The organism is Marinobacter sp. KM021, assembly GCF_050707965.1.
Lineage (GTDB): Bacteria > Pseudomonadota > Gammaproteobacteria > Pseudomonadales > Oleiphilaceae > Marinobacter > Marinobacter shengliensis.
In genome coordinates, this window is the sequence record NZ_CP136129.1 from 2,712,369 (window position 1) to 2,724,131 (window position 11,763).

Genomic DNA, 11,763 nt, shown 5'->3' on the forward strand with positions numbered 1-11,763 from the left:
AAGTCACACCCGGAACTGATCTGTTATCATTCGCCAAACTGAACATCAACACAGGAGCCGCCATGAGCCGCACCGTATTCTGCCGCAAATACCAGAAAGAAATGGAAGGCCTGGCCATGCCCCCCATGCCCGGCCCCAAAGGCCAGGAGATCTATGACAACGTATCCAGGCAGGCCTGGGAAGAATGGCAGAACCAGCAGACCATGCTGATCAACGAAAAGCACCTGAGCATGATGGACCCGAACAACCGGAAATACCTTCAGGCACAGATGGAACGCTTCTTCAACAACGAGCCATTCGACAAGGCCGAGGGCTACGTTCCACCGGAAAAATAGCCAAACTGATCAAGGCCTGAACAACCGGAAAAGATTCTGAAAATTTTTGCCGGGCGGCCTTGACTACCCAACCCTAAACCGGTTTAATAGCGCCCCGTTGCAGCACATAGCTCAACACGCCCGGATAGCTCAGTTGGTAGAGCAGGGGATTGAAAATCCCCGTGTCGGTGGTTCGATTCCGCCTCCGGGCACCATTAAGAATTCAGACAGAACCCGCCTTGTGCGGGTTTTGTTGTTTTAGGTGTCCACCCCTTTCTAGAACTCTCCTCTCTCATGCCGTTCCGCGATATCTTTGAAGACATCCAGCAAGCCTTGCTCAAACAACCACGGATCGCCCATTTTGAACATCTGGCACCAGTTGTCATCGGGACCAAACGATGTGTGCTCGAAACGGTTCAGATTGTCCAGCGAGTACCCCGCTATCCCTTTTAGCAGGCTACCGTATTGAGCTCCTCGGGTTACACCCAGCATTTCACCGTCAACTTCTTCCTCGATAGTAATAGCACCTCGGGGAACAGCATTCGGGTGATCCGGTTCGAGAAAAAAGCGCTTAAGCGTCTCTACAAACCATCTAGCAGCGCCCATCGGGAATTCATACTGCGCGGTTGCGAATTCGCCCGGGTCATCATCACCTAGTTTAACCCACACTTTCTGGCCAAATATTAGATGACGTTCCACAGCAAAAACATGCCAGGGCGCTGTGTCGTCCTCCGGATTCATGACCTTGGCGACACGATAATAGCCTTCGGGAGGGTTTTCAGGGTCAATAATCGGCCACTCGGGCAGTTTCGGGTATGCCATTCTTAAGCTCCAAAATTAATCGGTTCAAGGTCCACCAGCTCCACCCACTGCGTGCCGCCTTCCATTCCCGTCATCTGCCGGAAGGTTTTGGGGTTCTTATGTAAACTGAATGCTTCCACAACGCCATACACCGACTGTTCCGTGGTCGAGTTGGTCGTTTTGGTCAGGCCATTACCAGTAAAGTGCTCATTAGCGCCTGTACTGTTCTGAATACTTATTCGAGTATTAAATTTCTTTATCCCGTCCTGGCCAAGCCCCGCCTTTCTCAAATACGCCTTACGTATTTGCGGGTTGGCCCAAGCGGGTGGAGGCATGTTACTGATTAACGATTCATACTCCCCCGCATAGTCAGGCGTCATAACCTCCTTCGTCAAAGCAGGATTTTCAACTTTTCCCGGCAACTTATCCTCAACAAACTTCGTGAGATTTCCGTATGTGGGAACAATCGTCTCAGCATCCGCATACCTAACCGCGTCTGCCTGATCGATGATGGCCAACTTATACCTGGCATCCGGCTTGTAGTTCACACCCATTGCTTCAGTGATCAATTTGGGGTCCGTATCCAGGTGCGCTATCTGATCAAAACTCGTTGACCAGATCTGCACACCGGCCGGACCTTCCTTACCTAATGTTCCGTTGTGGGGGCCATTTCGATGCACATGGGGCTCTTCTACCAAGCGGACAATGAACTTCTCGTCTGCAAACCCCTCTTGAGCGATGTGATGCAATTGTGCCTGCGTGTACTTGGGCGAAGGAGCCTTGCCATTGGCAATGATGGAATTCCGCGCATCTCCTAAAAGCTTCTTTGCCTCGTTGAAGGATCTGGGCCGAACTTTCCCGGGTCTAGTGCTTAGCTGGACGGGGTCGGGGGCCACGCCCTTTGGACGTGGTGATGCTTCAGCCTCAAAACGATTCTTCCTGTTCAGGTCGAAATCGCGCCATATCTTGCGCAACCCCTGAAGCTTTAGCGCCTCGGCAAATCGCCCGAATGCCGGCCCGAGCCCCGCCAGAATCCGAGCATGGCGGATACGGCTGGACGCCTGCGCTGCGTTACCCGCTCCCAATGTGGTTGCCGCCAGCAATCCGGCCAATACCAGTTCAAACGCTATCGCTCCGCCAATGTAGGCATACTCGGTATGGTGCTGAATGGCTGCATAATCAGCTGCAAAGTCTTTCAGAGCAGCGCTGAGCTGAGCATCCGTCATCACCAGGCTGGCCAACTCATAAGCTTTTGCTATGTCTTCCCGGCTGATGTCAGAGGGCGAGAACCCAATCGCTCGCACCCATCGTTCCCGGCGTTTGTCGTCATAGAGACTGTTGAAGGTTTCGTACCAGCTGCTGGCTCCGTTATCCTGGTTTGCAGACCATGCCGATTTAAGCCCGTCCATCAGTGTCTTGGTTGGATTAGCCAGATCACTGACGCCAACCACAAAATCAAACAGGCCGATCCCCGCATCATAAGCGCCCTGAAACACCGCTCCGGTGTTCACCAGAGCCTTTTCATAGTGAGGCATCTGCTGATAGACCGTTTCCCGGGCTTCGTAGTCCTTCCTTTCCTGCTCCAGCAGTCGCTGGAGGCCCGCTATGATTGTCTTGCGTTCTTGCCGGACCACATCGTCCATGGCGCTTGAGCCCAGTCTGACAGTGGCAAACCGGCCATTCAGACCCTCCACCGAAGCGGCACCCTGATGGTCCAGAACTCCGGTGACGCCTTCCAAATCCGTGCCTACCTCAAACGGCAGGTTCGCTACACCAGTGCCGTCCGGCCAGCGATACTCAATGGTCAGGCTATAGGGGCCTTTACCTGGTACGGGCTCCGCAACCGGCTCTGGTGCAAGCTGATAGTTTTGGGCGGCAGGCGCATGTAAGGAATCTGATCGAACTCCTGGCCCGGCACTACCGCCGGTGGGCCATCGGTCTCGTAAACGGCTTGCCAGAGACGCCGGCAAATCAGAGCGGAGGTGCTCAGGGCTGGCTGTGCGTTTGGTGAAGATACCAAAGGCTGCGCTATCCAGGCGGCCTAGAACCAGTTGGCCACTTTGCAAGGCATCCAGTATTGCCTGGCGCTCACTGCTGGATGATTGCTCAAGGGCGCGATAGCCCCCATCCGGAGGTGGCTCTATGTGAGCGCCCTGGTAACCGCGTGAAAAATAATCCTGTGCGATGGACACCGCGTCGGAAGGGTGTAGTAACGACGGCAAAATCCTCTCGGTGAAGCCGTAGCCACCAGCAACGTATAACTGATAGGACACTGTTCCGTTTCCTTGTCCGTTGATCTATCCCTGCGCTCTCCTGAGCGATACGGAACATACCCCTAGCGCCTCAAGAAATGCAAGCGCCATGCGTGATCAACCACACAAACCTTCTGTAACCTAACGTTATGGGCTAACCTAAAGCCACAAAACCACGCAAAACCAGATGGTTGCAATCAGGAAGTAACGGCGGCGAGCGCATGGACAAGAAAAAGCTCACAGAGCGGGACATCTGCACCAAGTACATCAACCCTGCCCTGCAGAACGCAGGCTGGGACATGCACAGCCAGGTGCGGGAAGAGGTCTCGTTTACGGCTGGCCGCATCATCGTGCGTGGCAGGCTGCACACCCGAGGCAAACGTCGCCGGGCGGATTACGTTCTCAGCTACAAGAAGAACATGCCCATTGCCATCATCGAGGCCAAGGACAACAACCACAGCCTGGGCGATGGGATGCAGCAGGCTCTGGCTTACAGCGATGCCCTGGACGCGCCCTTCGTATTCAGCAGTAACGGCGACGGCTTTCTGTTCCACGACCGCACCGGGCTCTTTGGCCAGACCGAAACCACCCTCAGGCTGGATGAGTTCCCCTCCCCGGAAACCCTCTGGGAGCTCTACTGCCGGCACAAAGGCATCCACCAGAGCGCCCGACAAACGGTCGAGCAGCCCTACTACGATGACGGCAGTGGCCGAACGCCCCGCTATTACCAAACCGTCGCCATTAACCGCACCGTAGAAGCTGTGGCCCGCGGGCAGAACCGTATTCTGCTAGTAATGGCCACCGGCACCGGCAAGACCTTCACCGCCTTCCAGATAATCTGGCGGCTCTGGAAGTCCAAACAGAAGAAACGCATCCTGTTCCTGGCCGACCGCAACATTCTGGTAGACCAGACCAAGAACAATGACTTCAAGCCCTTCGGCCAGGCCATGACCAAAGTCACCAACCGAACGGTAGACCCGTCCTACGAGATTTACCTGTCGCTGTACCAGGCCGTTACCGGCAGCGAGGACGAGCAGAACATCTACAAACAGTTCTCTCCGGATTTCTTCGACCTCGTGGTTATCGACGAGTGCCACCGGGGCAGCGCGTCTGTGGACTCCGCCTGGCGGCAGATTCTGGACTACTTCTCCGCGGCCACCCATGTTGGCCTGACTGCCACCCCCAAGGAAACCAGGGAAGTCTCCAACATCGACTACTTCGGCGAGCCGGTTTACACCTACTCCCTGAAGCAAGGCATCGAAGACGGCTTCCTGGCACCCTATAAAGTCGTGCGCATCGACCTGGACCGCGACCTGCAAGGCTGGCGCCCCAGTAAAGGCCAGACTGACAAGCACGGCGAACTCATCGACGACCGCATCTACAACCAGAAGGACTTCGACCGCACGCTGGTTTTGGAAAAACGAACGCAAGTCGTGGCACAGAAGGTCACGGAGTTTCTGGAACAAACCGACCCCTACCAGAAAACCATCGTCTTCTGCGAAGACATCGACCATGCTGAACGCATGCGCCAAGCCCTGGTAAACCTGAACCCGGCGCGGGTGAAGGAGAACCGCAAATACGTGATGCGCATTACCGGTGACGAGCAGGAAGGCAAAGCCGAGCTGGACAACTTCATCAACCCGGAAGAGCGCTACCCAGTGATTGCCACCACCAGCAAACTGATGACCACCGGCGTGGATGCGCAAACCTGCAAGCTCATCGTGCTGGACCAACGCATCCAGTCCATGACCGAGTTCAAGCAGATTATCGGCCGGGGCACCCGCATTAACGACGACTACAACAAGCACTGGTTCACCATCCTGGACTTCAAAAAGGCCACCGAGCTGTTCGCAGACCCGGCGTTCGACGGCGACCCGGTGAAAGTCTATGAGCCCAAAGCCGGCGAATCAGTCGTACCAGACGACGAACAGGAAACGCTGGAACCCGATGCCACTGAACTGCCGTTAAGTGAGGAAGCCGAAGGTTACGAAATCGAGCCCGGCGAAACTTGGCACCGCGATGACAGCAAGCCGACGTGGCCCACTGAAGATGAAGAGAAGTCCAAGCGAGTAAAGTACGTGGTGGGCGATGTGGAAGTCAGCGTGATCGCCGAGCGCGTCCAATATCTGGGCCCAGACGGAAAACTCATCACCGAAAGCCTGAAAAACTTCACCCGCAAGAAAGTGAAAGAACAGTACGCCACCCTCACCGACTTCCTCAAAGGCTGGAACCAGGCCAAGCGCAAACAGGCCATCATCGAAGAACTGGCCGAGCAAGGCGTGATCTGGGACGACCTCATCAAGGATGTCCGCAAGAAACTGGGCGCCGAGCCAGACCCGTTTGATGTTATCTGCCACATCGTCTACGACCAGCCGCCCCTGAGCCGCAAAGAGCGGGCCGAACAGGTGCGTAAGCAGAACTACTTCAGCAAGTACGAAGGTGCCAGCAAGCAGGTGCTGGACGCTCTGCTGGACAAGTACACAGACGACGGCATCGAACCCATCGAGGATGTTAAAATCCTCACCCTCGCGCCGTTCAGCCAGATTGGCTCACTGATGGAACTGGTGGATGCCTTTGGCGGCAAGCCCGGCTACACCGAAGCCGTGAGAGATCTGGAAGACGAATTGTACCGGCAAACACCCTGATCTGATTTTTGTTTATCGCCATTCCGTTTACTCAGGAACTGAACACCTATGTCTATCAGCACCACCATCAAATCCATCCAGGACATCATGCGCAAAGACGTGGGCGTAGACGGCGACGCCCAGCGTATCGGCCAGTTGGTCTGGATGCTGTTCCTGAAAATCTTCGACGACCGGGAACAGGAATGGGAACTGATATACGACGACTACAAATCGCCAATTCCGGAAAAGCTACGCTGGCGCAACTGGGCCGCCGACCCGGAGGGCATGACCGGCGACGAGCTCAAAGACTTCATCGACAATACCTTGTTCCCGGGCCTGCAGAACCTGGAGCCGGCCGGTGACGACTACCGCGGCGTGGTTATCCGCAATGTGTTCGAGGATGCTTACAACTACATGAAGTCCGGCCAGCTCATGCGCCAGGTCATCAACAAGCTGCAGGACGGCATCAACTTCAACAAATCCGCCGAGCGCCACGAGCTCGGCGACATGTACGAGCAAATCCTCAAAGACCTGCAAAGCGCCGGCAACGCCGGTGAGTTCTACACCCCACGGGCGGTGACCGAGTTCATGGTTAACCGGGTAGACCCGAAGCTGGACGAGAAAGTGATGGACCCGGCCTGCGGCACCGGCGGCTTCCTCACCTGCACCATCGAGCACAAGCGCAAGCACTACGTCAGCACCCCGCAGGACGAACAAACCCTGCAGAAGAGCATCCACGGTGTTGAGAAAAAGCCTCTGCCACACCTGCTGGCCACCACCAACCTGATACTGCACGGCATCGAAGTGCCGGACCAGATCAAGCACGACAACACCCTTGCCCGCCCGCTTATCAGCTGGGGCCCGAAAGAACGGGTAGACGTAATTGTGGCCAACCCGCCTTTTGGTGGCATGGAAGAAGACGGCATTGAAACCAACTTTCCCAGCGCCTTCCGCACCCGGGAAACCGCCGACCTGTTCATGACCCTGTTCATCCACCTGCTACGGGACGGTGGCCGCGCTGCGGTGGTACTGCCAGACGGCTTCCTGTTCGGCGAGGGCATGAAAACCCGCCTCAAGGAAAAGCTGCTGGAAGAGTGCAACCTGCACACCATCGTGCGCCTGCCCAACGGCGTGTTTAACCCCTACACCGGCATCAAGACCAACCTGCTGTTTTTCACCAAGGGTAAGCCCACCGAAACCGTGTGGTACTACGAACACCCCTATCCGGAAGGCTACAAGAGCTACAGCAAAACCAAGCCCATGAAGTTCTCCGAGTTCCAGACCGAAATCGACTGGTGGGGCACCGAGGCGGACGGCTTCGCCAGCCGAAAGAAAACCGAGCAGGCCTGGAAAGTGTCCATCGACGACATCAAGGCCCGCAACTATAACCTGGACATCAAGAACCCCCACGAAGGGGAACAGGTCAGCCACGACCCGGACGAACTGCTGGCCAAGTACGAACAGCAACAGGCCGAAATTCAGGAAATCCGCCACCAGCTGCGGGACATCTTGGCCGATGCGCTTTCTCACAATGCCAGTGAGAACGCGGACGGGGGTGCGGCGTGAGTGCACGGGAGCTGATTACCGAACATCTGGATTTGTGGACCGGGGCTGTTACGAAAAAGTCCAGCAGTGGCCGGGGGAGTAATGGCAAGGTTAAGCTGACTGGGGTTAAGAGGCTTAGAGAGTTGATTCTGGAGTTGGCTGTTAGAGGCAGGCTCGTTCATCAAGACGAAAACGAAGAACCCGCTGCATTGCTTGCTGAGAAAATTGCCACCGAAAAGGCTGCGCTAATGCAGGCAGGTGCAATTAAGAAATCACCCAAGCTACCGGAGATATCGCCCGATGAAATTCCATTCGATATTCCTAACGGATGGCACTGGATTCGTCTTGGGGAACTCGTGAAGAAAATAGGTTCAGGGGCCACGCCAAGAGGGGGTAAAAACGCCTATGTTCAATCAGGCATCCCCTTTCTGCGTTCGCAGAACATCTGGAATGACGGCCTTAACCTTCAGGATGTCGCATACATTCCGCCTGAAACCCATGAGCGCATGGCGAATACACATGTGTTTCCGAATGACATCCTCTTGAATATAACTGGAGCCTCACTTGGCCGTTGCACAGTTGTGCCGACCGAGATAGAAATGGCCAATGTCAGTCAGCATGTCACGATTATCCGCACAATCGATCCATTAAACCGGTCGTACCTGCATTACCTGATTTTGTCACCCTATGTTCAATCCCTAGTTTGGGGACGGCAGGTTGGCATGGCGAGAGAGGGGCTGAGCAAAAAAGTTCTTGAGCAGTTCGAGATACCGCTACCTCCGCTGGAAGAACAACACCGCATCGTCCAAAAAGTCGATGAGCTCATGGCCCTCTGTGACCGGCTGGAACAGCAAACCAGCGACCAGCTTGAAGCCCACGAAACCCTCGTGGACACCTTACTCGGCACCCTCACTCAATCCGAAAACGCCACCGAACTGGCCGACAACTGGGCCCGCCTCGCCGCCCACTTCGACACCCTGTTCACCACCGAACAGAGCATCGACAAGCTCAAGCAGACCATCCTGCAGCTGGCGGTGATGGGGCGATTGGTGGAGCCGGATGCGGGGGATGAGCCGGCAGCGGAAGTTGTCAAAAGGGCGCATGAGAAAAAAGCTCAATTGCTTTCCGATAAGCTCATAAAAAAGCAAAAGGAGCTTCCTGATATAACGGAGCCGGAAAAGCCATTTTCTATCCCACCTCTGTGGGCATTTGCCCGGCTTGATGATATTTGTACGGAAGTTACCTCTGGCTCTACGCCACCAAAATCAGAATTCAGCGAAACCTCTGGGATTCCCTACTTGAAGGTTTATAACATTCGTTCGCAGCGCGTGGATTTCGATTACAAACCTCAATTTGTGACTGAAAATTACCATAGGACCACCCTAAAGCGCTCCCAGCTTTTGCCAGGTGATGTGGTCATGAACATTGTAGGCCCACCGCTAGGAAAGACTGCCATCATCCCCAACGACCACCCTGAGTGGAATTGCAATCAAGCTATAGTGAGATTTCGCCCGATAGAAATCGAGCTTAACCAATTCATTCACCTATATTTAAAGGCTGGGATGTTCTTAAAAACGATAGAGCTCATCGGAACCGCGGGCCAGGATAATATCTCCGTAACCAAGAGCCGAAGCATAGTTATCCCGCTACCCCCGAAGGCGGAGCAACACCGCATCGTCCAAAAAGTCGATGAACTTATGGCCCTGTGCGACCAACTCAAGGAACGCCTGAACCAGGCCAGCGAAACCCGCAATCAGCTGGCCGAAGCCGTGGTGCAAGGAGCCCTGAACTAATGGTGTACAACAGGCCATGGAAGTCCTTTCCCGAGCAACTGGAACTGCTCAAATCCCGGGGCATGGTGGTCACCGACGAAGCCGCCGCCTTGGATTACCTGCAGCGCGTGGGTTACTACCGCCTCAGCGCTTACTGGTATCCGTTTCGCAAGTTCGAGGTGGTGCTGGACAGCAACACCGGAAAGCTGGCTACCAAGGCTGTGAACGAGTTCCAGCCGGGCACCCAGTTCGTAGACGCAGTACACCTGTACCTGTTCGACAAGCAGCTCCGGCTAAAAGCCATGGACGCGCTTGAACGCATTGAAGTTGCACTCCGTGTAGACATCGCGCACCTGCTCGGCAAGCGTTCAGTGTTTGCCCACCTGGACCCTGACCAACTCCACCCCTCTTTCATCCGCAAAAAGCTCAGGAATGGGCAGACACGCTTCGAGCAGTGGAAAGAAAAGTGCCAGAACCTGCAGCGCCGCTCAAAGGAAGACTTCGTTAAACACTACCGGGCGAAGCATGGTGAGCCTTTCCCGATATGGGTAGCGGTGGAAACCTGGGACTTTGGGGCAGTGTCCCAATTCTTTGCCATGATGCGAGTGAAAGACCAGCTGGTACTGGCCAACCGCTACGACGTTACCGACTGGCACACCTTTCAGACCTGGCTGCGCTCGCTGAACTACCTGCGTAACCTGTGCGCGCACCACAGCCGACTCTGGAACCGTAACGTAGCAGACCAACCCAGTTTGGCGGGGACAGACAACATAGACTGGTGCCGGAGTTTCGTGGGCCGAAACGACCTAGTAGCCAAGCCATTCCTGCTGTTGGCCATTTGCCGCCACATGGTCACAACCATTTGTCCGGACACCAGATGGCATGAACGACTGGCAAACCATCTGCAAACGTTCCCTGAGCAATACTCGCAAAGGACACTATCGATGATGGATATAGGGCTACCGGAGGACTGGCAAAGCTGGTGGTAACACGGGAAGGCAGAAAATAAGAACCCCCGCGTAAGTTCCTGTCGGAACCAAGAGGCAGGGGCCGTGTTGTCCAGAATAATAGGCCCGTTACAGTATATTTGCAACCCTGCCGGGTCTGTAGGCACGAAAAAAAGAAGGGTATACGGATTTAATGGTTGATGGGGCACCTTCACCCCATCAATCTGATACCACCCTCAGATGGTTGATAGATCGACTCCGTAGTTGAGTTCCTCTGCGAAGTCCGGCAGTCCGTAACCGATGGTTTTCTTGTAGAAAGGAGAGACCTTCGCAGTCGGTGCCTTCTTCTTGTGCTTCGTGGTGTAGAGCATTCGTGCCCGCATCACCTCGAAGGAGTAACCGCGCCCTTCACGGTTCTTGTCCTTGGCCAGTCGGTTGATGGACTCCGTGTAAGCGTTGGTGACGGGCATGTCCGTCTCGAAGTAGGTCATGGTCTCTTCGCGCCAGTTTCCCACTGCCCTGACCAGATCGCTCCAGACTTCCTTTTGGCCCTTCGGGATGGTGGCTATCCACTCGTCCAGGGCGGCTTCTGCCTGGAGCCGTGTGGTGGCGTCCCAGATGCCGTAGAAGCGCTCCTTGTGCTCGTAGGCGGCCAGCAGTTGCGGGAACGCGCCTGTCCAGGTCTCCATGATGAGGCGCTCCCGGTCTGAGACTTCGTGAGCGCGTTTCAGCAGGATTTTCCGGTCTCCCTTGAGAGTCCGGCTCTGGGACGGTTTCAGCTCCTTTCTGAGGCCCTTGCGAACTCTCTCTAGGGCATCGTTGGCCATGCGCACCACATGGAACTTATCGACCACGATACGGGCCTGGGGCAGCACAGCCTTGACCGCTGCCCGGTAGGGGTTCCACATGTCCATGCTGACGATCTCGACCTTCTGCCGGTCTTTCAGCTTCATCAGGTAGTTGGTCACCACGTCCTGGCGGCGGGTGGCCAGCAGGTCGAGCAGGGTTCGCTCCTCAATGTTGGTCAGAATGCAGCGGTAGCGCTTGTTCAGGTATAGCTCGTCAATGCCCTGGATGCGGGGCGTCTCGAAGCGGTGCCAGCGCCCCAGGAACTCGGCGCGGGCGTTGAAGATGTCGCGCACCGTCTTCTCGTCCAGGCCGGTCTGTGCCGCCTGATCGGCAGGACAACGGTTACCGTGTCTATACCGAGAAGCATGGTGAGGGGCTGGCCTTCATCCGTCGCTGCAGAATCCTGGGCCTGTCACTGGCTGAGATTCACGAACTACAGAGCTATCAGGACGACCCTCATCAGCCTTGTACCGCCGTCAACGCCTTGCTCGATGATCACATCTCTCATGTGCGGTCGCAGATAACCGCTCTGCAAGCGCTTGAGAAACAACTCGTTTCACTGAGAGCGAGTTGCAACGATGACCGGGAAGTTGAGGCGTGTGGGGTTCTTGCTGGAATTAGCGAAGGAAACATGCACCAGCAGTAGGTGAAGCATCAAC

The 11,763-nt window shown here is 55.6% G+C and carries 7 protein-coding genes, 1 tRNA gene and 2 pseudogenes; 7 read left to right on the forward strand and 3 right to left on the reverse strand.

The features are described 5' to 3' along the window. Positions 1-62: 62 nt before the first annotated feature. Together RVM24_RS12800 and RVM24_RS12805 are read left to right on the forward strand one after the other, a co-directional pair. Positions 63-335: an oxidative damage protection protein gene (locus RVM24_RS12800; protein ID WP_061332992.1), complete on the forward strand. Its 273-nt coding sequence runs from the start codon at positions 63-65 to the stop codon at positions 333-335. A gap of 118 nt (positions 336-453) precedes the next feature. Next, positions 454-529: transfer RNA gene (locus tag RVM24_RS12805), tRNA-Phe, on the forward strand. A 61-nt stretch (positions 530-590) separates the two neighbouring features. Here the strand turns inward: RVM24_RS12805 and RVM24_RS12810 are convergent. Both RVM24_RS12810 and RVM24_RS12815 read right to left on the reverse strand, forming a co-directional pair. Next, positions 591-1,136, reverse strand: coding sequence for a hypothetical protein (locus tag RVM24_RS12810; RefSeq protein WP_058090479.1), 546 nt, complete (start codon positions 1,134-1,136; stop codon positions 591-593). Positions 1,137-1,138: 2 nt separating this feature from the next. Beyond that, the gene (locus tag RVM24_RS12815; protein WP_431474139.1) at positions 1,139-3,388 is read right to left on the reverse strand and encodes a hypothetical protein; all 2,250 of its coding nucleotides are present in this window, start codon (positions 3,386-3,388) and stop codon (positions 1,139-1,141) included. A gap of 200 nt (positions 3,389-3,588) precedes the next feature. Between RVM24_RS12815 and hsdR the strand changes: the two genes are divergently transcribed. From hsdR to RVM24_RS12835, 4 genes are read left to right on the forward strand one after another with little or no spacing between them, the layout of a single operon-like run. After that, positions 3,589-6,012, forward strand: coding sequence for an EcoAI/FtnUII family type I restriction enzme subunit R (gene hsdR / locus RVM24_RS12820; RefSeq protein WP_431474140.1), 2,424 nt, complete (start codon positions 3,589-3,591; stop codon positions 6,010-6,012). 48 nt (positions 6,013-6,060) lie between these two features. Next, the gene (locus tag RVM24_RS12825) at positions 6,061-7,557 is read left to right on the forward strand and encodes an N-6 DNA methylase (RefSeq protein ID WP_431474141.1); all 1,497 of its coding nucleotides are present in this window, start codon (positions 6,061-6,063) and stop codon (positions 7,555-7,557) included. Then, positions 7,554-9,329 carry a restriction endonuclease subunit S gene (locus tag RVM24_RS12830; protein ID WP_431474142.1) on the forward strand — a complete coding sequence of 592 codons (1,776 nt, stop codon included), beginning with the start codon at positions 7,554-7,556 and terminating at the stop codon, positions 9,327-9,329. The genes RVM24_RS12825 and RVM24_RS12830 overlap by 4 nt, the downstream gene beginning before the upstream one ends. Next, positions 9,329-10,297 (forward strand): Abi family protein, encoded by a 969-nt coding sequence (locus RVM24_RS12835; protein ID WP_431474143.1) that lies wholly within the window; start codon positions 9,329-9,331, stop codon positions 10,295-10,297. The genes RVM24_RS12830 and RVM24_RS12835 overlap by 1 nt, the downstream gene beginning before the upstream one ends. A 194-nt stretch (positions 10,298-10,491) precedes the next feature. On the opposite strand, the pseudogene RVM24_RS12840 reads toward RVM24_RS12835, so the two are convergent. Further along, positions 10,492-11,427 (reverse strand): annotated as a pseudogene (locus RVM24_RS12840) (ISL3-like element ISPst2 family transposase); the annotation flags it as partial. Here RVM24_RS12840 and cadR point away from each other — a divergent pair. After that, a pseudogene (cadR, locus tag RVM24_RS12845) lies at positions 11,406-11,750 on the forward strand (Cd(II)/Pb(II)-responsive transcriptional regulator); the annotation flags it as partial. The pseudogenes RVM24_RS12840 and cadR overlap by 22 nt on opposite strands. Positions 11,751-11,763: the final 13 nt, after the last annotated feature.